This window comes from Serratia proteamaculans (assembly GCF_008830365.1).
GTDB lineage: Bacteria > Pseudomonadota > Gammaproteobacteria > Enterobacterales > Enterobacteriaceae > Serratia > Serratia proteamaculans.
Genome location: NZ_WBKI01000001.1, coordinates 1168132 through 1193624 on the forward strand (window position 1 = coordinate 1168132; position 25493 = coordinate 1193624).

Here is a 25493-nt window from a genome sequence, read left to right on the forward strand (position 1 = left end):
TTAACATGAACTTGTCAGCTACACTCATTCTCGCTTTTGGCATGTCTATGGATGCATTCGCCGCATCGATCGGCAAAGGTGCCAGCCTGCATCAACCCCGTTTTCGTGAAGCGCTACGCACCGGACTCATCTTCGGGGTGGTCGAAGCCATTACGCCGATTATCGGTTGGGGCATCGGCTTGTTCGCCAGCCAATACATTATGGAATGGGATCACTGGGTCGCCTTCTCACTGCTGTTTATCCTCGGCATGCGCATGATCGTCGAAGGCGTCAGAAACCGGCCGGACGAAGTGGAAAAAGTGAAGCGTCACGGGTTCTGGCTGTTGGTCGCTACCGCCATCGCCACCAGCCTCGACGCCATGGCCATCGGTGTCGGTCTGGCCTTCCTGCAGGTGAATATCGTGCACACTGCCATGGCTATCGGCTGCGCCACCATGATTATGGCCACCCTGGGCATGATGATTGGCCGCTTTATCGGGCCATTGCTAGGCAAACGTGCGGAGATCCTCGGCGGCGTGGTGCTGATCGGTATCGGCTTCAATATCCTGCTGGAGCATTTGGGTTATCTCGCCTGATCCTGCTGAACGCAAAGAAAAACCTGCCAATGGCAGGTTTTTTTATTTGTGGCACGTGATTCAGGCTTAATCAGGCTGGCGGCGGTACAGCACGATGACAAAATCGGTTTCGCAGGCGAAGGCCTCGCAGCCAATCAGGTGCTGCTGCACCTCTGGAGAGGCCCGCCAGGCAAACGGCGTCATCTGCAGCAGGTTGGCCGCCTGCTCACCCGGTAACGTCATCGGGTAGGCTAACGACTCAACGTGTTCACAGTCAAAACCGGCGAACTGCTCATCCTGTTCGACATGCAGTTGCACCTGCTGATAGACCTGTTCTTTCAATTGGTACAGGTGACGTGGGCCGGGTGATACCGTGACCACTACACCACCGGGTTTCACCACCCGAGCCAGCTCTTCAGCTTTGCAAGGCGCATAAATACGCAGTATCGCGTCCAGAGAGCCGTCGGCAAACGGCAGGCGGTGGCTCGACGCCACACAGAATGACACTGCCGGATAACGCTTGGCGGCGTAGCGGACAGCCACTTTGGCAACATCCAGGCCATACACCGTAATATTCCGCTGCTGCGCCAATCGGGCCGCCACCTCTGCCGTGTAGTAGCCTTCACCACAGCCAATATCCAGTAACGCCTGTGCATCGGTCGCCAACGCCTGATCCAACAGCTCAGCCACCCGCTGCTGCAAGGGCTGATAGAAACCCGCATCCAGGAAAGCCCGCCGCGCCTGCATCATTTCCACACTATCTCCGGGCTGCTTTGAACGCTTGTGCTGTACCGGCAGCAGATTAACATAGCCTTCTTTGGCGCAGTCAAACTGATGGTTGGCGTCGCAACGCCATTGCAGATGAGATAAATGAAGCGGTTGATGACACAGAGGGCACTGATAAGACATGGCTTGGATTCCAGAGAGATACGGCGCGGCTAGTCTAAAGAAGGCGCTGGTGTGATGCAAGGTACATCCCGCCAGGGCCTAGCCAAGCAGGAAAAAAACTGGCTACACTGACGTTAAGTTTTCTGACGCAGGCAAAAACCTTATATGACCGATTATTCCCTACTGCTCAACACCATACCGGCCATTCAGCACGGTTTCGGCAACAAAAGTGCGCTGCTGCCCGGCCACCTGCAGCCCTACCGCGCCACCCAGCCGGAGAAGAAACAGGTACATGGCACTCGTATTGTTGACGTTACGCAGACAACGCAACTGTGCGGTGAAGCCGATGGCTTCTATACCACCCAGCCCGGCATTTTGCTCAGCGTGTTAACGGCAGACTGTCTGCCGGTGATTTTCAGCCGTAACGACGGTTCTGCCATTGCTGCCGTGCATGCCGGCTGGCGTGGCCTGCTGGATGGTATTCTGGAGCAACTGGCGGCGCGTATCAGCAGTGATGACTCAACGGCAAATTGGGTGGCTTCCATTGGCCCTGCGGCCGGCCCCTGCTGTTACGAGGTCAACGAGGAACTGGTCGCAAGGTTCAAGCAACAGTTACCCCTGCCCGCGGCCTTAATCAGCCCCCATTATCGCCACCTGGATCTGGCCGCCATCGCCGAATCCAAACTCCGCGAACTGGGGTTTGCCGCCGTTGACCATGCCGGAAGCTGCACCATCTGCACCCCCAATACTGACCCGCGCCAGCCACAGCGTTTTAAATACACCAGCTACCGTCGCAACAGTCACCGGCGCGAGCAAGACCCTACGCATCCGGGTATTACTGGGCGAAATCAGTACGCGGGGATTATTATTACCGGTAGATAACAGAAACGAAAAAACCCGCACTAAGGCGGGTTTTTTGTACAGCTGACGCTGATTAGATTGCAGTAACGTTTACTGCAGATGGGCCTTTCTGGCCATCTTGGATTTCGAACTCAACGTTCTGGCCTTCAGCCAGGGTTTTGAAGCCGTTACCCTGGATTGCAGAGAAGTGTACGAACACGTCTTTGCTGCCGTCAGCTGGAGTGATGAAACCGAAACCTTTAGATTCGTTGAACCACTTAACTTGACCTTTAATCTTTGCCATCTTGAGTATTTCCTTTGGATTGTTTAAACCGCCCGGAGGCGTTACATAGACAAACTAGAGTCGTTACTGCTTGAGGCACTAAGATAAGGATCGGCAGAGAAGCGGTATTCAACGCTAACGTTTTTACTCAGAACTTCTTTACTGAAAATGCCACACATATACAGAACTGTACCTCGTTTTACCCAGATGCGTTATCACATACTCTGTATTCGATGGCAAGCCATTTTTAATCACTGGTGGAGCTGTCGCACATATTTGAAACGGTCGAGAGCAACATAAGCTTAAATAGACTAAAAGATGTTGAAGCCTTAGCTATTTTCTGCTTAACAGTGATACCTCGCCACACTCCGCACCCTGACTGAATTTTAACAATTCTTTCATCCAATTGACCAATGTATGTTGCAACATATAACCCCAGGCAGACGCTTAGAACGTTAAAAAATTTGAATCTTTATGGAATTTCTTATACAACTTTTGAATATCGATGAACGGGCACATTTGATATCGGATGATCCGACCATCGGGTTGCCGTCTGGATGGCCCGACGCTGGCACCGCCTTTCGTCCGCGACTTCCCTGCCCCCGGCAACGAAATAATACCTAGGCTCATTATTGCTCTCAATCAGAGTGGCCACAATTTGTGCAACCGGGATCTCACGACAAAAATCAAATAGCGTGCCACTTTAGGGTGCATAAGCATGCAAAATCAGAATTTACGCACTCTTGTCGTGCAGCAGCAGTGAAATACATTACTTATTACGGGGGTTAAATAACGGCAATAACCTTGAAGAGTGTGGGAATCTATAGCGAAATTAAATCTTAAAAACCGCGCAGGTATTTACTCGGTCAATAAGAATGTCTAACGAGCGTATTTATTTTCTCTTTTTCTACACGTGGTATCTATTCAGGCCAACGCGTAACCTCAGGCATGGGATAACCGGCCCCGCACTACGGAATGGCCACAGCCCGCATCGGAGCTGGCCTGCAGGCGGTGGCAACCTTCGCGCCCGTCCTACAGGCCCAGAGTTAACGCTTAAGAGTTAGCCTCAAGCGCGATACGCTCACCAATTTTGATTGGCCGAAACCGGTGCTGCTCTATTCCCGCTGCACTCAGAGCAAGATTTAATTGCTGTGGCGGTTCATCCAACGACTCGTCGGCCAACTCAAAAACCCCCCAATGGATCGGAATCACCCGCGGCGCATTTAATTGTTGATAAAGCGTCACCGACTGCTGCGGATCCATATGTTGTTCCTGCATGAACCAGCGTGGAGCATAAGCACCAATCGGCAACGCCGCCACGTCAAACGGCCCTAAACGGGTACCAATGTCTGCCAGACTATCCGAATAGCCGCTGTCTCCGGAAAAATAGAAGCGTAGCGCCGGATGATGGATCACCCAACCGCACCAGAGAGAGCGATTGCGGTCCCACAGGGTGCGCATGCTCCAGTGACGCGCCGGCGTACAATGAAACGTCAAATCCCCCAACTGCAGGCTATCCCACCAGTCCAGCTCTTCTACCCGCTGCAGGCGGTAACGTCGGAACCAGTTCTTCAGCCCCAGCGGCACAATAAAGGTCGCCTGCGGGAATCGCCGCGCCAGTTGCCGAACGGTGCGTCGATCGAGATGGTCATAATGATTATGTGAAATTAATACTACGTCCACCGTCGGCAACTGTTGAACCGTCAACGGCGGCGGTGTCTTACGCTTCGGACCATAAAAACTGAACGGCGATGCACGCTCCGACAGTACCGGATCGATCAGAATATAACGACCATCGAGACGCAGCAGCATCGAGGCATGCCCCAGCCACCAGATACTGTTATCGCTGCCGCTAAGATCGGCATGTTGCCACCAGCGCTGGGTAAACTGCGGATAGCCAATCTGCGGCGGTTTGGGCAACCCTTGCTGTTTACGCTCATCCTGCCAGCGCTTTAAATCCCCCGCCTGACGTTGCGAAGGCTCCGGATTGCGAAACCCCTGCGGGGTATGGTGCGCTTTGCGGGCATCATAGTAACGATTGGTTATCTTCAAGTTGCTCTCCCGACCATTGCGGACACCCTGCACGGGTAGGTTCGTCAGCATACCAAGATACGCGATCCGCACGCTTTGTGAACCGTGCTCACCTCAGGGGGACCTTTTCGGGTATTGTGTTGTCACAGTCCCTGTAAGAATGCCAGGGCCGACTAGAGCCTGTTAAGCATCTCTTAAGATCCTTGTGATTTACTTATAGGACATTCAGAAAAGGAGAAGTTATGAGCCGTTCTACATCACGCAAATCACGTGTTCGATTGGGCCGTATCCGTAGCGCGATGCTGGCACAAATGCAGTATTGGAAAATGTATGCCGCGATGAAACTGCGCCGGGTGCGCGTACCGACACCACTGGTACTGCTGTTTGGCGCGCTGGTGAGTTTCTTCATGCTGGGCGTGTTGATGCTAAGCGTGGTCGCTATCGATGTCATCACCACCCTGTTCCTGCTGTGCAGGAAGCTGTTGGGATTGGGCCGCGCCACCCCAGGCAATGCCTTTATGCCTCGCAGCTAAAGGATGAACCGGAGGCGCAGACAGCGCCTCCGTTATAGATTACCGCCGAACTTTAGCGCCTTTGCGGCGCGTCAGCATAAAGCCTGTCCACAACAGCAAGATCCACACCGGCATCAGCAATACCGAGATACGGATCCCCTCGCTGAAATACATGATCACCAAAATCAGGCTGAGGAACACCAGGCACAGGTAGTTGCCAAACGGGTACCACAACGCCTTGAAGATTGGGATCACGCCCTGACGGTTTTTCGCTGCGCGGAACCGCAGATGCGCCAGACAAATCATCACCCAGTTAATCACCAGGGTAGAGACCACCAACGCCATCAGCAACTCAAAGGCCTTCCCCGGCATCACATAGTTGATCAGCACGCCGACCGAGGTTACCAGCGCCGACAGCGCGATCGACAATACCGGGACACCACGCTTGTTCACCCGAGTCAACGCCTTCGGCGCATTCCCCTGCGTCGCCAGCCCGAACAGCATACGGCTGTTGGCATAGACCCCACTGTTGTAGACCGAAAGCGCCGCAGTGAGCACCACCACATTGAGCAGGGTTGCCACCAGATTGCTGTTCAGCGCATGGAAAATCATCACGAACGGGCTGCCACCCTCGACCACTTTGTCCCACGGATAGAGCGAAAGCAGTACCGTCAGCGAGCCGATGTAAAAAATCAGAATGCGGTACACCACCTGGTTGGTGGCCTTGGGGATACTACGGCGTGGATCGGCCGCTTCAGCGGCCGTAATGCCCACCATCTCCAGCCCACCGAATGAGAACATGATCACCGCCATCGCCATCACCAGCCCTTCAATGCCGTGTGGCATAAAGCCGCCCTGCTCCCACAGGTTGCCGATACTGGCTTGCGGACCGCCGTTGCCGCTGGCCAATAGCCAGGCACCGAAGACGATCATGCCGACAATCGCTACCACCTTGATGATGGCAAACCAGAACTCGGTTTCGCCGTACAGCCGCACGTTAACCAGGTTGATCATATTGATCAGAACAAAGAATACCGCGGCGGAAACCCAGGTAGGGATGTCCGGCCACCAATACTGAATATAAATACCGACCGCAGTCAATTCAGCCATGCCGACCAAAATGAACATCGCCCAGTAGTTCCAGCCGGAAAGAAAACCGGCGAAATCACCCCAGTATTTATAGGCGAAGTGGCTAAACGACCCGGCGACCGGCTCTTCAACCACCATCTCCCCCAACTGACGCATGATCAGAAAAGCGATAAAACCGCCAATGGCATAACCCAGCAGCACCGAGGGGCCGGCCATTTTAATGGTCTGCGCAATGCCGAGAAACAGGCCGGTACCGATGGCGCCGCCCAGGGCGATGAGTTGTATGTGTCTGTTTTTTAAACCGCGTTTTAGCGGGGTATCCTGCTGCTGACCGCCCATCTTATCCTCATATGGCGTGGGATCCTGCCGCTTTTGCGCAAGATTTCGCCAATCAATAAATGTATCTGCGGGCGGCTTTTTAACACTTAACCCCGTGAGCATCAAGGAGTAGCGCCCCGGCAACGATGGCCAGGGCGCTATTTTATACTGGGAATAACCGTAGAAGGGATGAGTTTTTAACCGGACAGGCCGCACAATTTGGTCAGATTGCGCGCGCCAATCATCAGCGTTGCGACGTAGGACTGGCGGCGTGTTACCACCTCTACCGCCACGCGATCGTTTTGATATTTTATCAGATAGGTTGACGGCCAGCCCTGTCGACGCTGACCAAAGCTTTCGGCGTGACGATCGATTGCCGCATGGGCAACCACCAGATGAGACAAGTTTTTATCACCTTTAATAATGCGCTTCATAAACAGGCTCCGCCAGAGACAAGTTCTGTTGTCATAAAAAGGGAAAGTCATCAGTAATTCTGGTGTTTTAACGGACCATTTCGTTAGTTTGCTGGCTCAGCAGGAAACAGATCATCGCTGCACGCAGTGGGCTGCTGCAGTCCGCCTGCCACTCGCCTAGCTGAGTGCTCATGCGCGCTTGCCACTGCGTACTGTCGCTTTGAGCATCGGCATTCAGACTGATTTTATTGGCGCAGATAATCGGCCAGGCATCGGAGGGATTCTTGCAATAATCTTTACCTTTCACACCGCCGTAAGGATACCATTTATCCGGATTTTCTCCGGTGATCAACGCAATGCTGCGGTTCACCTCGGCGTCGCTTTCTTCATACCATTTAATCATCGGCTTTATCCATCTTTCGTAGAGTTGGCGCTACATTACGATGCTAATACGACAGATTTATGACAATGGGATGGGTTTTTATATTATCTACACTAATGTTTTTCGGCGCGATGCGGGTGGCAACGCCACCCGACAGGCATCTTGATTAACGCTCGGGGATAAAACCTTTGAAATCCAGCGTCGGGCTGAGATCGTCATCGTCCGTCACGCTATCGCCGCGCGCGCTATGCGCCAGGCTTTTCAATAATGCAGTTTGCTGACGTTGCTGCTCGGCAATTTCCTGCAGCAGGCGGATCTGCTCATTGGCACGCACACTAGCGCGATTCACCAGGAACCAGATCCACAATCCCACCAGCAGTGCCAGTACGGCGACAACCAGCGACACCAGGCTATTCGGACCAAAACCTAAATCGTACATGGACAACCCTATCTACTGCTAAAAACAGGCGGACATCTTAGCACTCCGGGCCCCGGCACGAACATCTTGATAGAAAATTGTTACGCACTGCCTCGCATCTCACCAGGGAATCAAGCGGGTAACGGAACAAACTCCCAACGCGAATGTGCCCCCCTCATCGCAATAGCTATCCAGCGCCAGCAGATAAAAGAACAGGCAGGCAGCGAGGAACGCCATTATCACGAGGATTTTTTTCCGTAACAAATTTAGCAGCCTCATTGTTATCTTGATAATTTGTTGGGCATGCTATCACAGCCAACTTAAACGAAGTTTAACCTGTCGTTTAGAAACCGGCTTGAGGGCTACTTTTCAGATTGTTACCATTGCCCCCTTCTCCGGAGCGTGGCTATATCGCAACGACGATAAATAACAAGGAGTCACAATGGGTAAGTTGGTGAAATGGGCAGTGCTGCTGGCAGTAGTGTATGGGGTGTTTTTGTTCTCGGGCTATGGCGTGTTGGTCGGCAGCAATAAAAACGTCGGTGGGCTGGGATTGCAGTGTAAGTACATGACAGCACGCAACCTGGTGATCGCCCAGTATCTGCATGGTGATAACGGCGTGATTGGCGTGGCCGATTGCCCGTTGTTCAAGAAAGTCGAAACGGTGGTGGATTAATCACCACCGCTAAGAACCGTCGCTCAGCGGCGGTTTCCCCATTAGCTGCGGGTAAACTTCATCTCAATCAGTGCAATCGCTTTTTCAATCGCCCGCCGGGTCACGGGATCGGCACCGGCTGGGTGAGTGGTAAAATCGATGCTCTTCAACTGGCTTGCCATCTTGTCCCGCACTTCGGTGGGGGCGATAACATCGATAACGTCCAGGATTTGTTTGATCACCAATTGGCAGGCCACCAGGTCGGAAGCCAATTCCTGATCGTTGCTCAGCATGTCGGACATAATTCCTTTCCTTCTTAATTCAGACGCCGCACAGAATAGCATGCCACCTGAGGCTTTACCGCCTCCTGGTCGTTTGCCGCTGAATTTTCAACGATGTTGCGCATTGGCTGCCAAAACGCCCGGTTGAATTGACCTATACTTGAGCCTTGAGCGGCACGCTTTTCGGCGCAACCCTCAGCCACAACCCAACAGGAGAAAGTTATGGCAAACCACAATGTGAAATCCTGGGCTACTGTGCGTGAAACTTCGGTGGAGATCGCCGAGGCTATTTTTGAACTGGCAAAAAACGATGAGGTTCTGGCACAAAAAATCTGGGAAGAAGGCAGTGACGAAGCGTTGCAAATGGCCTTTGCCAAAACCAGCGCCGACCAACTGTACTGGGGTGAAGAAACCGTGGAACGGAAAAACGTTTAATCGGCTAATGCTCAGCAATAAAAAGCCCGGGTCACTCTGTGCCCAGGCTTTTTCGGTAGTCTGTCAAACCCCATTGGGGGTCATATTCTGCCCTGATATCACGGCTCTTCACCTCCCACACCTTCCGCATTATTCATTCTCATCACCGGTGTCACCATAAAAGCGGCCACACCTACAATTACAACCAGAGTAATAATCACTGTCATTAACATGCGATCACCCCATCAACGCTGAATTGTCACGGCTGGATCTGCTTGGGTTGTTATGTGTTGCGATCTGACCCACTTTGGTGCCGGCAGTAGTGGGCAATCTCAGATTAGCCGGTTTTCCTTCCGGCTGACAAGCCACCTGACGATGGTTTTTCCGAATAATTTAGCCTCGGTGTCGGTGGCTTTTTTGTCCGTGGCGGCAAGTTGTGTATACTTCAGCGCTATGTAGATCTCACACAGACGCACTGATGATACAAGAACATCACCTCTCATTAGTCTGCGCCCTCAGTAAATGGGTCGAAACTCACCTTGGAAGAGTGATCCATCTCGAAGAGCTGGCCGAATACTCCGGCTACTCTCTGTGGCACATGCAGAAGCTGTTCAAAGAAGCGACCGGGATTTCGCTGGGCAAATACATCCGTGAGCGCAGACTGGCCGGCGCGGTTTACCAGTTGCGTAGCAGTGACGCTTCTATTTTCGACATCGCCCTCGATTTTGGTTTTGGCTCACAGTCACATTTCACTTATATGTTCAGAAAGCGGTTCGATATCACGCCTTATGATTTTCGTCAGGATTTAAGCGTGGATTTGCACATCGCCCCGCCGCTGCACGTCATTCATCAGAAGACCGCCTGACCGCTTTCCCGCCGCCGTCAACGGCGGGCTAATGCGCCCAAAGGACCACCACCAGCCCCACTAACGCGGGCAGCGCCTGCACCCTGAGGATTTTACGGCTGGCCGTCAGCCCGCCAAACACGCCCGCCACCAGCACACAGCCGAGGAAGAACAGCTGCACCGTCGGATCGTTGCGCCAGACACCCCAGGCCAGTCCTGCCGCCAGAAAACCGTTATACAGCCCCTGATTGGCTGCCAGCACCCGCGTTGCCGCAGCAAACTCTGCGGTGGTAGCAAACACTCGCCTGCCAGTAGGTTTCTGCCAAAGGAACATTTCCAGGATCAGGATATACAAATGGATCGCGGCAATTAACAACACGATTATATTAGAAAGAATTATCATTTTTTTTACGGGGTTAATCTGGGATTAGGTTTAACCAGTATAACCGCACTCAGAATATTGCGAATAATTCGGCATAAAAAAACCCGCCGTAGCGGGTTTATTGCATAATCATTCAGAGTTAGTTTAGTGCGACAACCAACATGGCTGCGATGGTGATCCAAAACGCCGCCGTTGCAATAACAACATGGGATAATCTTGCACGATAGAGTACTTGGCTCATAATGACCTCACAGGCTTCTGACTAGCGGTGGCAACATCACTTCTTGATGATTTATCTTAATCCACTGCTCCGACCTTTTATTTGCGCCAGATCACTATTTACCAGATAAACTATATTTACGCCAAAACATGGAATTTCGATCACATTAATTTAACGTTAATAGAGCGAAATGAATAAAACCATTAGTTTGTTATAGCCTGATGATATCAAACATCGCTCCAGGGCAGGCGGGGTGCGGTCATACGTTGACCATAATAGCCGCTAACTTCGGGAAAACGTGTATTCCCCTGTTCCCAGTCACGTTGCGCCTGAGTAATCTCCTGCTTGTTGTGACCGACAAAGTTCCACCAAATGAGAATCTCTTCGTTTAAAGGTAGTCCGCCGATTAATAATGCACGGCTGCCCTTCCTGGCATGTAACTCGATACGGTTAAGATTCCTACCTAAATAGGCAAACTCATCAGGTGAAAATTTTTCATCATTAACCTCAAATGCACCAATAAGGGGCAAAAATCCTATTTCAAAGTCCTCTCGCAGAGGTAATTGCAAATAGCCATCGGCTAGCCATTCCAAATCAATGGCGATTAAAGGCGAAAGAGTGAACACCGGGGAACGATATTTTTCAAACTCGCCCACCAACAAAGTGTGCCTGACCCCATCGCGTTGCCAGCACGGCAAATCAGGATAATGATCGAAGCGTGGTGCCATATTGGCATGTTCGGCAGGTAACGCGATCCACAATTGCGCGGCGTGTAAACGCCGCTGTTCGCCCGTTGACTGCTCGGTATGCGCGATACCCTGCCCTGCAGTCATCAGATTGACCTGCCCGGGACGTATCACCTGTTCACTGCCCAGGCTGTCACGGTGTAGCACTTCACCTTCAATCATCCAGGTAAAGGTTTGCAGGCCGATATGCGGATGCGGCCCGACGTCCATCCCCTGCGAGGAGCCACTGAATACCGACGGACCGGCATGGTCGAGAAAGCACCAGGCCCCCACGGTACGGCGTTCACGGGTAGGCAAGGCCCGATTGATCTCAATGCCGCCGACTTCGGCGTTGCGTACGGCAATGCGTTGGATCTGACGGATGCCGTCAACCACAGGACAATCACGGGAAGATGAAGTATGAGTTGGGCGGGAATTGCTCATGATAAAACGCCTCCAGAACGTCACACAGATGAGTGAGTAACCGGACGCCAGCTTACCATGAGCCGGCGGCCAGAACGTAACCTGGGTGGTATGGGTGATATGAGCGCTAAGATGCCTTGATATAGCAGCCTTTGATATCGACTTCATCGCGCGCATGCTTCAGATCGGAGAAGTAAGTCACACCAAAGAGTATTGATACCACTAACAACACGGAAACCAGTAAGCCGATAACGGCCAGCAGTTTGGTTTCATCGTGGAGATTGTGCTCCATTTTATCCCCTGTATTGAAAGACGTCATGTCAGCCACAGCGTGACTGACAGTGTAAAGATGATCAGGGAGCAGGACGCTATCGCCAGCACAATGACAGCAAATTGCGCGTCTCCCAAAGTTTCACGGTAGTTTTTATCTTGTGAGGTATTACGTTGTTGTTTCACAGAATCTATCTTAACTCATCACGCGTTAACGTTTTTGTGAGGGGTGATTGATAAAAAGCCCGCCATTGCAGGTTTGTCAGATTCCGCGCCCAATGCCGCTCAGACCTCAAGAGTGGCAAGACGCTATCAACTTTCCTCGCCAGGGTCAATATTCTCCCCTGACTGATGCGGCGAAGAACAGGAAGCATTCTCAAAACTTATTAAAACAATAAAATAATTAGACCAACTTATAGCAAATGGCATAAAAAAGCCCGACCAGAGATCCGGTCAGGCAGAATGTGTCGCGGTTACTGTGGAATACGCAGTACCTGCCCTGGGTAGATTTTGTCCGGGCTGGACAACATTGGCTTGTTCGCTTCGAAAATCTTGTTGTACAGATTGGCATTACCATACACTTCTTTCGAAACAGCGCTCAGGGTATCGCCCTTCTTCACGGTATAGAAACGACTTTCTGCGGCAGCTTGTTCAACCGTCACCTTGTCTTCCACACCGCTGATGCCGGCGACATTTCCTACGGCCACCAGGATCTTCTCTTTCAGTTCCTGGCTGACTGCGTCACCGGTCACCACGGCTTTACCGTCAACCACCTGCACATCAACCTTATCAATACCCGGCAGACCGGTCTTATTGAGGTGGTCCTTCAGTTTGGCGCTTTGATCTTCGGCAGTCGCATTGCCGGTCACTGTGTCCCACAGCTTTTCGCCCGCTTCTTTGACGAAGTTAAACAAACCCATATTCACTCCTTTCGATGGTTACAATGTTGCGTTGACTTAAGGCTTGTTAAGCTTAGCACTGCAAGAGGGATATTCAATTGGCCCTGCGGTTTTAAGCGGTTAGAGTAATCCGAAAGTGCCACATTTAGTTGCCAAACTGTCCAGTTGCACCTGCCCGGCATGAAACAATCGCCGACTTTACCTACAATATAGGTATGGAAGGATTGGGTGAAGGACATGAGACGCAATGTACGCCTTGGTGATGTTTGTCTGTTATCTGGATGGCGGCTGTGCCGATATCGTAGTTGACGTACTGCGCGATGAACGCCAGTGTCTGATCAGCATGAAGGAACAGAACCTGCGCCATGCCGGTTGTTTTCCGTTTGAGGATTTTATCGACGGCTTCTGGTTGCCTGCCAACGAATATGCGCCGATGTAAACTATCGAACAAATTTCCCGCTACTTTCCTCTGAGGAATTTCTGAATTCACCGGAAAACAGGTCTGCCTACAATGCTTTATGCCGTCAGTTTGCTAAATTGCTTCACCCGAACGATATGGAGACGGCGTGATGCCCGTATCTACCCTCTCAAACGAACATTATGAAACCCTGTTACGCGACGTCAGCCTGGTGGTCGGCGGCGCAGTGATCCAACTGATCAATCTCAATAAAAAAATTTCTGGCAATAATATTCTGGCCCATTTGGTTAACGAGATTGAGCATGAGACCAATCAGCAGCGCTTTGCCACCTTGCGCTCCGCCATTGAGGTGATGGGGCAAGCCCCGAAAGGATAGCGGCCCCAATAATAGAAAAGGCAGAGCTCACGCTCTGCCTGATTACCTTTTGGTTCCCGACACAGGAAGAAGGTAATAGCGTTGAAACTTAGAAACGGTAGGTCAAGTTCACTGCCACAATATCATCGGTGCTCAGTTTCAACTTGTTATCGTCGTTCAACTGGTTGATTTTGTAGTCAACATAGGTGTACATGTTTTTGTTGAAGTAGTAAGTCGCCCCCACTTCCACGTATTTCACCAGATCGACATCACCAATCCCTTCGATATCCTTGCCTTTGGACTGCACGTAGGCCAGAGAAGGACGCAGACCGTTCTCAAACTGGTACTGAGCCACCATTTCGAAGTTCTGCGTTTTGTTGGCGAAACCAGACACGCCATTGCCGCTGATTGGCGTCATGTTACGTGTATCGGCATACATGGCTGCCAGGTAAACCTGGTTGGCATCATACTTAATTGCCGTGGTCCAGGCTGTTGCACTGTCGCCTTTGCCGTAAGCCAATTCTTTTTGTGCACTGGTGCGGTTGGAGTCAGAGAACGCCGCCGCTACGCCGATGCCGGAGCCGCCGATGTCCTGATAATCCAGGGACATACCATAACCGTCACCGTTTTGTTTGGTCACGCCACGACCGTCACCATCGTTTTTACCCTGGTACTGCAACGCAACACTCAGACCTTCAACCAGGCCGAAGAAATCACGGTTACGGTAAGTTGCCAGGCCGTTGGAACGTGCGGTCATGTAGTTGTCGGTGTAGCTATAGGAGTCACCGCCGAATTCCGGCAGCATGTCGGTATAGGATTCCGGGTCGTACACAACGCCGTAGTTACGGCCGTAATCGAATGAACCGTAGTCGGCGAATTTCAGGCCGGCAAAGCCCAGACGGGTTTTAGTGCCCGCGGTACCCTGCGCTTCGTCGTGGTTGGCCTGAACGTTGTATTCCCACTGGCCATAACCGGTCAGTTGGTCATTGATTTGCGTTTCGCCTTTAAAACCGAAACGGACATAAGTCTTGTCGCCGTCTTCGGATTTATCATCGCTGAAAACATGTTTGGCCGCTACACGACCATACAGGTCGAGTTTATTGCCATCTTTATTATAAATTTCAGCCGCGTTGGCAAAGGAGGTCATTGCCCCGAGGGCAATAGCTAAGGCTAATACACTGCGTTTCATCATTTATTTTCCTAGATATTATAATTTTTAATTCCTGCCCATCACGCCCAATTTATGGTTTGGGCTGTGATCTTTATCATTTAGCGTTTTATGAGCGCCCCTAATAAAGGAGCCATGTGACATTAGCATCATGAATCGTAACTTAAAATAAAAAAGTTCATAAAACACCGTGGATAAAGCATGTTTATTTGTAACCAAATATTACAATAGCGAAAACAATCAAACTATTGATTTTAATTATATTTTTTCACATAAGTTATAACCATATTGGTGCAGAGCACTAATATGGTGCAATTTAGTTTCTTTTTGTATGCTTTCCATTCGTTTCATAAATATCATGAAACTTAGCATGGTTACTAATAACGTTACTTATTTCACATTTTTATCTGAGTAAAGTCGCGCCGGTCATTTAGGACATTTACCCGTGTTTTAAGCCAAGCTTTTACCGCTTCGAATAATTAATCGGAGTCAAACCATCAAAAAGAGGTTTTGCGAAGGTGAAAGGTGAAAAAATAAAAAACATTGAACAGCGTAATATAAAGAAGGGGAAATAAGTGGAATGGGCAGCATGATACACCGTCGTTATTTAAGGTTGTAGCCAACATCACTACAACCTCAAACACAGCAAGTATAAAAACGTATTTAGGAAGAACGACTCAATACAGCGTGCTGCGTGGCGCTTCGATCAGCACCATACCGGCACGCAACCCAAGTGCAACGCCAGGGTTAGGGAACAATATCCACTCACTGGCATGCTGTACCCGGTACTCTTCTCCCGGTTGCTCACACAATAGCGTGCCCTGCTTCAGCTCGGTAAAGTTGGCAGTATCATCACTGAGATGCAGCCTGAAGTCTTCACTACGCTTGATCAGCGAGCGCTCAACGCGGAATAGCCGCAATGTATCCCCCGCTCGTTGCGGTAAAGGCTCATTACTCACCGCCGTCTGTAACGCACGGTTAATGGCGGCAAACTGCTGCAGATCGTTGCTGCCAAACGGCCTCGCCTTGCCCAGTTCCAGCGTGCAGCTGGCAGCGCCGGCATGCTCACTGGAGAAATGGCTGAAAGTGCCGCCCGGTGCACTGTGGATCACCAGGGCATCCAGTTCGGCGGCATCCAACAAGGCCAGCATCTCGGCACTGTAAGGCCGCGTCTGGAAAGGCAAAATACCAAAGCGCGGCAGGCGCGAATCACGGATCGCCGTATGCAGATCATAATGGAAACGTGCAGCGTCCTCATCGGCGAAAAACTCCGCGATCGCCTGCTCCAGTTGCTGTGCCCGCGCGGTTTCACCACTATGGTCAAAATCACGATACCGGCCGCCAAACATCCGGTTCATATCACTGTGCAAATAACGCTTACCGGCACGCATCGCCGCCGGGTTGCCCAGCACCACCAGCAGCCTAACCGCTAAGGTTCGGCTACCGCTGAGCAGATCATTGACCAACTGATTCAGCAGCTCAATGGGGGCAGTTTCATTACCGTGGATACCCGCTGACAGCACTACCGCCTGGCGGTAATCCTGCTGTGGGGTGATCTCCAGCAGGCCTTCCCCCAGCCAGTGCCAGTGCAAATTCGCGTTCTCGCCCTGTTGCTCAATCGGGACCTGTCCCGCCAGCGTCAGTGCCAACAAATCAAACATGGTGGCTCCGCCTATTGTTGGAAAGGATAAACCGAGCCCAGCCCGAGGATGGTTGTCAGGGAATCCAGCGCTTCACGCCCTTCACGCAACAGTTGCGGATCGGCCAGGTCATTTTGCGTCAGGCGATCGCGGTAATAGCGATCGACCCATTCATTGAGCGTGACGAACAGGCTATCGTTCATCATCACGCGCGGATTCACCGCCCGCAGTTCCTGCTCATTCAGCGCCACACGCAGTCGCAAACAGGCAGGCCCGCCGCCGTTGCGCATGCTCTCACGCAGATCGAATACCTTGATTTCATCAATTGGCCCGCCGCCGGACACCATCTCACTCAGATAGCTCCAGACGCCGCTGTGCTGGCGCGACTCTTCGGGTACCACGATCATCATCTTGCCATTTGGCTTGGTCAAGATCTGGCTGTTGAACAGATAGGTTGCTACCGCATCCGCCACGGATACCCGCGCCGTCGGCACTTCAATCGCCACCAGTTCGGTGTCCAGCGTCGCCATCTTGCGGCGCACTTCATTCAACGCCTGCTGCTGGCGATAAAAAGCCTGCTGATGATGGAACAGCACGTTCTGGTTGCTGACGGCAATCACGTCGTTATGGAACACGCCCTGATCGATCACCTCCGGGTTCTGCTGCACAAACACCGTATGCTGCTCGTCCAATTGATGCAGACGGGCAATCGCCTCCCCGGCCTCACGCGTCTGACGCGCCGGATAACGCGTTGGGGCAATTTCACCCCCAAACTCCTGACGGCCGTAGACAAACATCTGCACGCTGCGTTTGCCGTAATCACCGCCCAGTCGGTTGTGATTAGCCGCTCCTTCGTCACCGAACAGCGCCACCTGCGGCAAGGCCTCATGATGGGCGAAATGGCGGGGATCGTTAAACATCGCTCGCAGCACGCCGGAAGTCGTCTCGACCTCAATCGCGCGATGGAATTTATTGTTCAGATTGGCGGCGGTGAAATGCACCTTGCCATCAGCGCTGTCCGCCGAAGGTGACACTGTCGCCGCATTGGCGGTCCACATGCAAGAGGCCGAGCTGAGCGCAGACAGCAGACGTGGCGACTGCTGCATCGCCTGTGCCAAAACACTTTCATCGCTGCCGCTGAAACCCAATTTGCGCAGCATCGGCACGTGCGGGCGTTCCTGCGGCGGCAATACACCCTGCTGGAAGCCGAGGTCCGCCAGTGCCTTCATCTTCAGCAGCCCCTGTTTGGCCGCCAGTTTCGGGTTCGACACGCTATTCTGGTGCTGGGTCGAGGCCTCATTCCCAAATGACAATCCGGCGTAGTGATGCGTCAGGCCCACCAGACCATCGAAATTGACTTCATATCCTGACATGTTGTTCTCCTGGTATTGTAGGGGCGCTGCATGCTGCGCCCCTACAGTAATAACGCTGCGACTTGAAAGGCGACGGGTAAAACTTAATTAAATGACAGTCCCGGCGACAGACTGGCCGGCAGCGTCAGGCTTTCGCTCTCCAGCGATGCCATTGGCCAGGCGCAGTAATCCGCTGCGTAGTAGGCACTTGGGCGATGGTTGCCAGAGGCCCCCACACCGCCGAACGGTGCCGCACTGGAAGCCCCGGTCAAAGGTTTGTTCCAGTTGACGATACCGGCACGCGCCTCCAACAGCAGGTGATCAAAACGCTCACGCTGCGGCGAAACCAGGCCGACCGAAAGGCCATAGCGCGTCTGGTTGGCGATACGCACCGCTTCATCAAAATCGTTATAGCGAATGATGGTGGTCAACGGGCCAAAATATTCCTCGTCCGGCACATTCTGCACGCCGGTCACGTCAATAATGCCCGGGCTGAGCAATGCGCTACCGCTCTCCAGACGTTGCATGGTCAGCAAGGCTTTGCCGCCCAGTGACAGCAGGTGATGTTGCGCCGCCAGCATTTTTTCTGCCGCAGCCGAAGAGATCACCCCACCCATAAATGGCTGAGGTTCGGCGTCCCAGCGGCCAATGCGCAAGGCGCTCGCTACCTGCACCAAACGCTCAATAAAGGCATCGCCCTCGCTGCCGTGCTTCACCAGAATACGGCGCGAACAGGTACAGCGCTGACCGGCGGAAATAAAGGCCGACTGGATCGCCAGGTTGACCACCGCATCGCGATCTTCAATCTGATCGACAATCAGCGCATTGTTGCCGCCCATTTCCAGCGCCAGGATCTTCTCAGGCTGCCCCGCCAACTGACGATGCAGGTGATAACCCGTGCCGGCACTGCCGGTAAACAGCAGGCCGTCGATATCGGTACTGGCGGCCAGCGCCTCGCCGGTTTCACGTCCGCCCTGCACCATATTGATCACCCCGGCAGGCAAACCGGCCTGCTGCCACAGCTTCAGGGTTTCCTCGGCGGTTTGCGGCGTAAGTTCACTCGGCTTAAACACCACCGTGTTACCCGCCAGCAGCGCCGGTACGATGTGCCCATTAGGCAAATGACCGGGGAAGTTATAAGGTCCAAACACCGCCAGTACACCGTGCGGCCGGTGACGCAGCACCGAAGCGCCATCCGCCATCGCGGTCTGGCTTACGCCGGTACGCGCCTGATAAGCCTGCAGGGAAATCGCCACTTTGCCGATCATCGCCTGAACTTCGGTCAGCGTCTCCCAACGGGGTTTGCTGGTTTCACGGCTGATGGTCGCCGCCAAATGCGCCTTGTGCTCTTCCAACAGCGCGGCAAAACGCTTCACCAATTGCTCACGTTGTTCAAACGGCGTCCGCGCCCAGGCCGGGAAAGCCGCACGAGCCGCTTCACAGGCAGCGGCGACATCACTGCCGTCGGCGGCGTTAGCCTGCCACAGCGGCTGATTGTCGACCGGATCGGTTTTGCTGAATTCAGCGCCATGGCCCTGCAGCCAGGTGCCATTAATAAACAGTGCAGGATGGGACATCACGCTTTCTCCTGTGCAATAAGGGGGATAACCCGCACCGGGCTGCCTTGCTCAACGCCCAGCGCCGCAGCGGTGGTCGCATTGATATGCAGACGGTCGTCATAAAGGTCGGCATTGACCAGCAGCGCGCGGTAATTTTGATAATGATCGTTAGCCACCAGATGAACCGGCGCATCGGCGCGCATCGGCGTCTCATCCAGCACCACTTTCACCAGACGACTTTGTTTGACCGCACGGATCTGGTCGATTTCCGCTTCCAGCGTCGGGCCACCGTCGAAGATATCGACATAGCCCTGATAACGCAGACCTTCCGACTCCAATACCCGGCGCGCCGGTACCGTCTGCGGGTGCACTTCGCCAATCACTTTTTGCGCGTCTTCGGCCAGGAAATCGACATACAGCGGGTGTTTCGGCATCAGTTCGGCGATAAACGCCTTCTGGCCGGTGCCGCTCAGGTAGTCCGCCTTGGCGAACTCGATCGAGAAGAAATGGTTCCCGACGCTCTCCCAGAACGGCGAACGGCCGTTCTCATCGGAGAAACCGCGCATTTCGGCAATCAGCCGGGCGGAGAAACGCTCACGGAAAGCGGCGATAAACAGGAAACGCACCTTCGACAGCAGCTTACCGTTTTCGCCGTGGCGGTAGTCCGGATCGAGGAACAGCGTACAGAGTTCGGAATGGCCGGTGTGATCGTTGCTGAGGAACAGCGTCGGCACCGATTTATACACATTCAACTGTTTGGACGCATGCACCTGGGTGCCAACACGGAAGCTGTACCAGGGTTCAGTGAGCCCCACGGCCACTTCAATGGCACACACCCCGACCACCTGCTGGCGCTCGCTGTCTTCCAGGACAAACAGATAACACTGGTCACTTTGCGGAAGTTCGCCTTGCCAGGTTTTTAACGCCCGCTCAATGCGTGCCGACAAGGTATCTTCATCTTGCGGCAGGGAAGTGAGACCGATGCCGGACTTACCGGCCAGCGTCAATAAATCAGCCAAATCGCGACGCTCTATAGGGCGAATAATCATCATAATGCGAACCTCTTCTTAATCAGGCTGCGCAGGTGAAGGCGCAGCCCCTGTGTTAGCTGCAAATCCGCGCCACGGCTCGCGCGAATCGCGCCAGCCCCTCTTTCACATCCTGCTCAGGAATAATCAGTGAAGGGGTGAAGCGCACCACATCCGGCCCGGCGATCAGGGCAATCACGCCCTCTTCATTGGCCAGTTGGGTGATCTGTTTTGCCTTGCCGGCATAATCCTGGGTCAGTTGGCAGCCAATCAACAGGCCGCCACCGCGGATCTCAGAGAAAATCGGGTACTGCTGGTTAATCTTGTTCAAACCGTCGAGGAACCACTGGTGACGCTGTTTAACCCCTTCCAGCACTTCCGGCGTGTTGATGATCGAGAACACCGCACCTGCCACCGCCGTCGCCAGCGGGTTACCGCCGTAGGTGGTGCCGTGAGTGCCGACGCCCAGGGTTTTAGCCAGTTCGTCCGTGGTCAGCATGGCACCAATGGGGAAGCCGCAACCCAGCGCTTTCGCGGTGGTCAGCACGTCCGGGACCACGCCGTATTGCGTATAGGCATACAGCTCGCCGGTACGGCCCATGCCGGTTTGTACCTCATCGAAAATCAGCACCGCATCGTGACGATCGCACAGCTCACGCAGGCCCTGCAGGAAAGCGGGATCGGCCGGCAATACGCCACCTTCGCCCTGAATCGGCTCGACGATCACCGCACAGGTCTGGTCGTTGATCACTTCGGCGGCGGCCGCCAGATCGTTGAACGGCGTGTGGGTGATGCCGCCCGGCAGCGGGGCAAAATCTTTGGAATACTTCGGCTGGCCGCCGGCAGAAACGGTAAACAGCGTGCGACCGTGGAAGGCGTTGTTGAACGCCACAATCTGATTCTTGCTGCTGTTGCCCTGGTCCAGCGCACGTTTACGTGCCAGCTTCAGTGCCGCTTCGTTGGCTTCCGCCCCGGAGTTACAGAAAAACACCTTGTCGGCAAAGGTGGCGTCAATCAGCTGTTTGGCCAAACGCAGTACCGGCTCATTGGTGTAGCCGTTGCCCAGGTGCCACAGTTTGCCCGCCTGTTCCACCAATGCTGCCGTCACCACCGGATGAGCATGGCCCAACGCGTTGACCGCGATACCGCCGGCGAAATCAATGTACGACTTACCCTGTTGATCCCAGACCTGCGAGCCTTCTCCCCGTACCAGAATAAAATCAGCGGGGGCGTAAACCGGGACCATCCAGTCGTCGAAAGACTGGCGGGTAACTGCGATTGGCTGTTCCATAATGACCTCATAACTTCAGCAAAGACTGAATTTTGACTGTAAGGACCGCTCCTGCCCGGATGTTCCTCCACAAAACAACAAAAACCACGCCGTCGCTGCCACTTTTCGACCGGTGATAACTCTGCCTTTCACCGTCTATTCAGAAACAAAACTGTTACATCAAACGCGTTTTTCGCTATTTATGCCGGGTATCGGGTCCTGGAACGGGGAATAAATGTTAACGAGCAGTTAAAATACATGCCGTTTGATAAAGAGTGTAGAGCAGCTATCGTGCCAAACTGGGATTTTCGGCGATTTTTGCGTTTTTTTACGCTAAAACAACGGCTTACAATGCATACTTATTCAATAAATATGCATTGGTAATGAATAATTGAAAAAATAAGGCTAAAAATCATCGTTGGCTGCGAAATCCTATTCAATTACAAAAAACTTCAATAATTCTGATCGCGCTCGCAAAAATAATTTGGCCCGATTTGCGTCTGATCACACTTTTGCCCCACATAGGTGCAGAGAATGCACCAGATACGGGCAAAGCCGCGTCAATTCAGGCTTTGCGCGACAAACAGCCGCCCCGAATCGGGCGCCTCCGTGGGCAACCTCCGCGCCAGATCTCATATTTGTTAACTTACCGAACAAATTGTTGACAGTCTGAAGGCGCGATAATAGGTTAATTTCAATGGAACACGTGTTCCATGATGAAAAAACACACACCATATCGACTGCACAGCATCGGGGTTATCATGGCTCATTTCTGCTTGCGTACTAACCAGAGGATTACCGGGGCCGCACTGGCCGTGCTGTTGGGCCTGCCGGTTTCTGCCGGCGCCAACACCCGCATCACCTTCGCCAACTATTTGCCGAATGATTACATCAACAAGGTGATTAAAGACTTTGAAGCGGCGCATCCGGACATCCAGGTGCAGTCGATCAAATGCGGCTTCGCCGACTGCCACCAAAAGCTGACCACCGCACTGGCCGTTGGCCAGGGAGCGGCCGATATCTTCAGCGTCAGCACCATCAAGCTGGGCAGCTTTGCCAACTCCGGCGGGCTGAACAACCTGAGCGCCCCACCGTTCAGTATCGATAGCCAGGGTTGGCAGTTTGATCCCTCAATGATCAGCCTGGCGAAGGGCAACGACGGCAATATCTATGGCGTGCCCTATGACACCGGCCCGGTGATCATGATCTATCGTAACGACATGGTGCAGAAGGCTGGCGTGAAGATTGAAGACATCACCAAAAGCTGGGACAGCTTTATTGCCTTTGGGGAAAAACTGAAAAAGGAGCAAGGCGCTTACCTGCTCCCGGCCGCCACCAGCCTGATCAACCCGTTGGTGGTGGGCATGAACAGTGAACCGGGCAAGCCGGTGTACACCAAAAACGGCAAACCCAATCTCGACTCCCCGCAAATCAAACAGCTGATGACGGTGATCAAAACGCTGTATGACAAAGGACTGGCGGCCTCGCTAGACGGCTCAACAAACTCGCAGGAATACATCAAGCTGTACCGTCAGGGGAAACTGTTCGCGGATATCGACGGTCCGTGGGACGAAGGCCGTATTGAACAGGAGTTGGATCCGGACGGTGCCAAAGCAGGGCTGTGGCGCGTCACTGGCGTACCAGGCAATATCAAGGTCAATGCCGGCGGCACCACGCTGGTGATCCCGAAGCAGAGCAAAAATGCCCAGGCAGCCTGGCAGTTCATTCAGTACTTTATGCAGCGTGACGTGGTGATCGACGCCGCGAAAACCGCCGGTACCCTGCCTGCCCGTCTCGACGTGTATAACGCGCCCTACTTTGACACCCCGAGCAGCATTCTCGGCGGTCAGCATTCGATGCGTTACTACGCCAGCCTGGTGCCGGATCTGAAACCGGTCGCCTCATCGCCGGAGGACAACATCGCCAACGAGATCCTTAACGAAGCGGCGAAGAAAATTCTGGTGCAGCATCAGGACATCGACAGCACCCTGCGCGATGCCAACAAGCTGCTGGAACGTCGGATGCGTGCTTTGTAATCATCAGATACGGCGGCCAGTCGGCCGCCGACTTTATGTTTCCGTCGGTTCGGGGAGTCTATGCGTAAGCGATTTTTCAAAGGGCTGCTGCACGATCACCGCACCGCCTACCTGCTGCTGCTGCCGTTTATGCTGCTGTTTGCGGTGTTCAACGCCTTCCCGATCTTCTTCTCGGCGTTTCTGTCATTTCAGTCGTGGAACCCGGTAAAAGGCCTCAGTTCGATGAAGTTTGTCGGGCTGGATAATTTTTACTATGCCTTCACCGACGATGCCTTCTGGGTGTCGCTGGTCAACACCATCAAAATTACGCTGGTGTCCGGTCTGTGCCAGCATTTGTTCGCCATCACTCTGGCCTACTCATTGCTGCACATCATCGTGCGGGGCAGACGCTTTTTGAAGGCGGCGATCTTCCTGCCCTACATCACCTCTTCTGTCGCCGTCAGCCTGATAGTGTTCAACCTGTTCTCCCCGGTCGGCATGGTCAACGAACTGCTCAGCGGGCTGGCGACCAGGCTGCATCTTGGCGCACTGGCAGCCGCCTTGCCGATCAACTTTTTTGACAGTGACTGGATCCGCTTCACCATCGCCAATCAGGTGACCTGGAAGTTTACCGGCATCAATACGGTGATCTACATGACTGGCCTGGCGTCGATCTCACCGGACCTGTACGAAGCGATTGAACTGGACGGCGCCGGCCGCTGGCAGAAATTCCGCTATATCGCCCTGCCGCTGTTGGCACCCTTTATCTTCTTCGCCACGCTGATGACGCTGATCGGCAATATGCAGCTGTTCAATGAACCGATGATCCTGACGCAAGGGACCGGCGGCGTCGACAACAGCGGCCTGACGGTGTCGATGTACGTGTATAAAACCGGCTGGTCCTATCTGGATATGGGCACCGCTTCGGCAATATCCTGGATCCTGTTCCTGTTGATAGCCGTGGTCAGCGCACTGGTATTTTGGGGCTTTGGCAATCGCGGGGGATTAAAAGATGAACGCTAACGGACGCCGTTTTGACACCGGCAAGCTGGTGATCTACCTGCTGGTCTCGCTGTTTGCTTCACTGTCACTGTTCCCGTTCTACTGGTCGGCCTTGCTGGCAACGCAGGACACCCGCAGCATCATGGGCATGTCGCTGCGCTTTGGCAGCCACCTGTTGGAAAACTACCTAGGGCTGGAACAACAGGTGCCCTTCACCCGCTCGCTGATCAATACCCTGTATGTCACCGCCATGGCGACCCTGACCAGCGTACTGGTGTCCGCCGCCGCGGGTTACGCCTTCAGCGTTTATCAGTTCAAGGGCAAGAAGGTGTTGTTCACCACCCTGATGCTGACCATGATGGTCCCCAGCGTGGTCAACCTGGTGCCCTATTTCTTCGTGATCAAAAGCGTCGGCCTGCTGGATCAGTTCGCCGCCGTCTGGCTACCGGCCGGTGTCAACATCTTTGGTATTTTCCTGGTACGCCAGTACGTCAGCTCCTCACTGCCCAGCGAAATCCTCGACAGCGCGCGTATGGATGGCCTGAACGAACTGCAGATCTTCCTGCGTATCGGCCTGCCGCTGATGCGTCCGGCGCTGCTGACGGTGGCGATCGTGGTGGTGGTCGATACCTGGAACAACTTTATGCTGCCGCTGGTAGCGTTACAGTCGCCGGACAAACAAATTCTACAGTTGGTGCTGCGTAGCCTGAGCGGCGCCACCGCCACGCCGTGGAATCTGGTGATGACCGGCAGTTTCCTGGCGATCGTGCCGCTGCTGATCGCCTTTATCTTCTCTTCCAAACAAATGATGGAGAGCCTCACCCGTGGGGCGGTCAAAGGGTAAC

The 25493-nt window shown here is 53.4% G+C and carries 31 protein-coding genes; 11 read left to right on the top strand and 20 right to left on the bottom strand.

Features of this window, described 5'->3' with window-relative positions; translation table 11 throughout:
• The first annotated feature begins 5 nt into the window (after positions 1-5).
• Positions 6-575, top strand: coding sequence for a manganese efflux pump MntP (mntP, locus tag F8R23_RS05540; protein ID WP_085117194.1), 570 nt, complete (start codon positions 6-8; stop codon positions 573-575).
• 66 nt (positions 576-641) lie between these two features.
• Here the strand turns inward: mntP and rlmA are convergent, their stop codons facing one another.
• Entirely contained in the window at positions 642-1463 is an 822-nt protein-coding gene (gene rlmA / locus F8R23_RS05545; protein ID WP_129934360.1) for a 23S rRNA (guanine(745)-N(1))-methyltransferase, read from the bottom strand.
• A gap of 144 nt (positions 1464-1607) precedes the next feature.
• Between rlmA and pgeF the strand changes: the two genes are divergently transcribed.
• A complete protein-coding gene (gene pgeF, locus F8R23_RS05550) occupies positions 1608-2324 on the top strand; it encodes a peptidoglycan editing factor PgeF (protein ID WP_129934359.1) in 717 nt (238 codons plus the stop codon).
• Positions 2325-2376: 52 nt separating this feature from the next.
• Here the strand turns inward: pgeF and cspE are convergent, their stop codons facing one another.
• The 3 genes from cspE to F8R23_RS05565 all read right to left on the bottom strand — a co-directional run bounded on the left by cspE (position 2377) and on the right by F8R23_RS05565 (position 4617).
• Positions 2377-2586, bottom strand: a complete 210-nt coding sequence (gene cspE / locus F8R23_RS05555; protein ID WP_002221949.1) for a transcription antiterminator/RNA stability regulator CspE — start codon at positions 2584-2586, stop codon at positions 2377-2379.
• Positions 2587-2627: 41 nt separating this feature from the next.
• A complete protein-coding gene (locus F8R23_RS05560; RefSeq protein WP_071593021.1) occupies positions 2628-2744 on the bottom strand; it encodes a DUF2627 domain-containing protein in 117 nt (38 codons plus the stop codon).
• Between the two features lie 874 nt (positions 2745-3618).
• A complete protein-coding gene (locus F8R23_RS05565) occupies positions 3619-4617 on the bottom strand; it encodes an MBL fold metallo-hydrolase (RefSeq protein ID WP_151415369.1) in 999 nt (332 codons plus the stop codon).
• 221 nt (positions 4618-4838) lie between these two features.
• On the opposite strand from F8R23_RS05565, the gene F8R23_RS05570 reads away from it, so the two are divergent.
• Positions 4839-5129 carry a hypothetical protein gene (locus F8R23_RS05570; RefSeq protein WP_129934358.1) on the top strand — a complete coding sequence of 97 codons (291 nt, stop codon included), beginning with the start codon at positions 4839-4841 and terminating at the stop codon, positions 5127-5129.
• 39 nt (positions 5130-5168) lie between these two features.
• Here the strand turns inward: F8R23_RS05570 and F8R23_RS05575 are convergent, their stop codons facing one another.
• The 5 genes from F8R23_RS05575 to mgrB form a co-directional block, all read right to left on the bottom strand.
• Positions 5169-6536, bottom strand: a complete 1368-nt coding sequence (locus tag F8R23_RS05575) for an amino acid permease (protein WP_129934357.1) — start codon at positions 6534-6536, stop codon at positions 5169-5171.
• Positions 6537-6712: 176 nt separating this feature from the next.
• Positions 6713-6949, bottom strand: a complete 237-nt coding sequence (locus tag F8R23_RS05580; protein WP_012145549.1) for a DUF4060 family protein — start codon at positions 6947-6949, stop codon at positions 6713-6715.
• Between the two features lie 67 nt (positions 6950-7016).
• Positions 7017-7331 carry a phage protein NinX family protein gene (locus F8R23_RS05585; RefSeq protein ID WP_099064304.1) on the bottom strand — a complete coding sequence of 105 codons (315 nt, stop codon included), beginning with the start codon at positions 7329-7331 and terminating at the stop codon, positions 7017-7019.
• Between the two features lie 145 nt (positions 7332-7476).
• Positions 7477-7749, bottom strand: a complete 273-nt coding sequence (locus F8R23_RS05590) for a YebO family protein (RefSeq protein ID WP_099064305.1) — start codon at positions 7747-7749, stop codon at positions 7477-7479.
• A 99-nt stretch (positions 7750-7848) separates the two neighbouring features.
• On the bottom strand, positions 7849-7992 hold the full coding sequence (mgrB, locus tag F8R23_RS05595) for a PhoP/PhoQ regulatory lipoprotein MgrB (RefSeq protein WP_099064404.1): 144 nt from the start codon (positions 7990-7992) through the stop codon (positions 7849-7851).
• A 178-nt stretch (positions 7993-8170) separates the two neighbouring features.
• Here mgrB and F8R23_RS05600 point away from each other — a divergent pair, with 178 nt between their 5' ends.
• Entirely contained in the window at positions 8171-8404 is a 234-nt protein-coding gene (locus tag F8R23_RS05600; protein WP_099064306.1) for a YobH family protein, read from the top strand.
• A gap of 41 nt (positions 8405-8445) precedes the next feature.
• Here the strand turns inward: F8R23_RS05600 and F8R23_RS05605 are convergent, their stop codons facing one another.
• Complete coding sequence (locus tag F8R23_RS05605; RefSeq protein ID WP_085117202.1) at positions 8446-8685, bottom strand: DUF2766 family protein; 240 nt, start codon at positions 8683-8685, stop codon at positions 8446-8448.
• 201 nt (positions 8686-8886) lie between these two features.
• On the opposite strand from F8R23_RS05605, the gene F8R23_RS05610 reads away from it, so the two are divergent.
• Positions 8887-9099, top strand: coding sequence for a YccJ family protein (locus tag F8R23_RS05610; protein ID WP_012145555.1), 213 nt, complete (start codon positions 8887-8889; stop codon positions 9097-9099).
• Between the two features lie 457 nt (positions 9100-9556).
• Complete coding sequence (locus F8R23_RS05615) at positions 9557-9943, top strand: helix-turn-helix domain-containing protein (RefSeq protein ID WP_012145556.1); 387 nt, start codon at positions 9557-9559, stop codon at positions 9941-9943.
• Between the two features lie 28 nt (positions 9944-9971).
• Here F8R23_RS05615 and F8R23_RS05620 read toward each other — a convergent pair whose 3' ends face one another.
• The 4 genes from F8R23_RS05620 to lysM all read right to left on the bottom strand — a co-directional run bounded on the left by F8R23_RS05620 (position 9972) and on the right by lysM (position 12862).
• Entirely contained in the window at positions 9972-10325 is a 354-nt protein-coding gene (locus F8R23_RS05620; RefSeq protein WP_099064307.1) for a DUF1304 domain-containing protein, read from the bottom strand.
• A 426-nt stretch (positions 10326-10751) separates the two neighbouring features.
• A complete protein-coding gene (locus tag F8R23_RS05625; RefSeq protein ID WP_129934356.1) occupies positions 10752-11693 on the bottom strand; it encodes a pirin family protein in 942 nt (313 codons plus the stop codon).
• 106 nt (positions 11694-11799) lie between these two features.
• On the bottom strand, positions 11800-11964 hold the full coding sequence (locus F8R23_RS24145; protein WP_020827317.1) for a hypothetical protein: 165 nt from the start codon (positions 11962-11964) through the stop codon (positions 11800-11802).
• A gap of 451 nt (positions 11965-12415) precedes the next feature.
• Positions 12416-12862 (bottom strand): peptidoglycan-binding protein LysM, encoded by a 447-nt coding sequence (gene lysM, locus F8R23_RS05630; protein WP_112349719.1) that lies wholly within the window; start codon positions 12860-12862, stop codon positions 12416-12418.
• Positions 12863-13088: 226 nt separating this feature from the next.
• Between lysM and F8R23_RS05635 the strand changes: the two genes are divergently transcribed.
• Together F8R23_RS05635 and F8R23_RS05640 are read left to right on the top strand one after the other, a co-directional pair.
• Positions 13089-13280 (top strand): YdfD/YebW family protein, encoded by a 192-nt coding sequence (locus F8R23_RS05635; protein WP_012145560.1) that lies wholly within the window; start codon positions 13089-13091, stop codon positions 13278-13280.
• Positions 13281-13410: 130 nt separating this feature from the next.
• Complete coding sequence (locus tag F8R23_RS05640) at positions 13411-13635, top strand: biofilm development regulator YmgB/AriR family protein (protein WP_099064310.1); 225 nt, start codon at positions 13411-13413, stop codon at positions 13633-13635.
• Between the two features lie 88 nt (positions 13636-13723).
• On the opposite strand, the gene F8R23_RS05645 is transcribed toward F8R23_RS05640, so the two are convergent.
• The 6 genes from F8R23_RS05645 to F8R23_RS05670 all read right to left on the bottom strand — a co-directional run bounded on the left by F8R23_RS05645 (position 13724) and on the right by F8R23_RS05670 (position 21652).
• On the bottom strand, positions 13724-14806 hold the full coding sequence (locus F8R23_RS05645; RefSeq protein ID WP_099064311.1) for a porin: 1083 nt from the start codon (positions 14804-14806) through the stop codon (positions 13724-13726).
• Positions 14807-15459: 653 nt separating this feature from the next.
• Entirely contained in the window at positions 15460-16443 is a 984-nt protein-coding gene (astE, locus tag F8R23_RS05650; protein WP_129934355.1) for a succinylglutamate desuccinylase, read from the bottom strand.
• 11 nt (positions 16444-16454) lie between these two features.
• Positions 16455-17795 carry an N-succinylarginine dihydrolase gene (gene astB / locus F8R23_RS05655; protein ID WP_151415370.1) on the bottom strand — a complete coding sequence of 447 codons (1341 nt, stop codon included), beginning with the start codon at positions 17793-17795 and terminating at the stop codon, positions 16455-16457.
• A gap of 83 nt (positions 17796-17878) precedes the next feature.
• Positions 17879-19351 (bottom strand): succinylglutamate-semialdehyde dehydrogenase, encoded by a 1473-nt coding sequence (gene astD / locus F8R23_RS05660; RefSeq protein ID WP_129938240.1) that lies wholly within the window; start codon positions 19349-19351, stop codon positions 17879-17881.
• Positions 19351-20385 carry an arginine N-succinyltransferase gene (gene astA, locus F8R23_RS05665; protein ID WP_129938241.1) on the bottom strand — a complete coding sequence of 345 codons (1035 nt, stop codon included), beginning with the start codon at positions 20383-20385 and terminating at the stop codon, positions 19351-19353. Before astA ends, astD begins: the two co-directional genes overlap by 1 nt.
• 52 nt (positions 20386-20437) lie before the next feature.
• Positions 20438-21652, bottom strand: a complete 1215-nt coding sequence (locus tag F8R23_RS05670; RefSeq protein WP_129934352.1) for an aspartate aminotransferase family protein — start codon at positions 21650-21652, stop codon at positions 20438-20440.
• A 740-nt stretch (positions 21653-22392) separates the two neighbouring features.
• Here F8R23_RS05670 and F8R23_RS05675 point away from each other — a divergent pair.
• The 3 genes from F8R23_RS05675 to F8R23_RS05685 are packed head-to-tail and all read left to right on the top strand — an operon-like array spanning position 22393 to position 25492.
• Positions 22393-23667, top strand: a complete 1275-nt coding sequence (locus F8R23_RS05675; RefSeq protein ID WP_165366354.1) for an ABC transporter substrate-binding protein — start codon at positions 22393-22395, stop codon at positions 23665-23667.
• A gap of 60 nt (positions 23668-23727) precedes the next feature.
• On the top strand, positions 23728-24669 hold the full coding sequence (locus F8R23_RS05680) for a carbohydrate ABC transporter permease (protein ID WP_099064317.1): 942 nt from the start codon (positions 23728-23730) through the stop codon (positions 24667-24669).
• On the top strand, positions 24659-25492 hold the full coding sequence (locus F8R23_RS05685; protein ID WP_129934350.1) for a carbohydrate ABC transporter permease: 834 nt from the start codon (positions 24659-24661) through the stop codon (positions 25490-25492). The genes F8R23_RS05680 and F8R23_RS05685 overlap by 11 nt, the downstream gene beginning before the upstream one ends.
• The last annotated feature ends 1 nt before the right edge of the window (position 25493 follow it).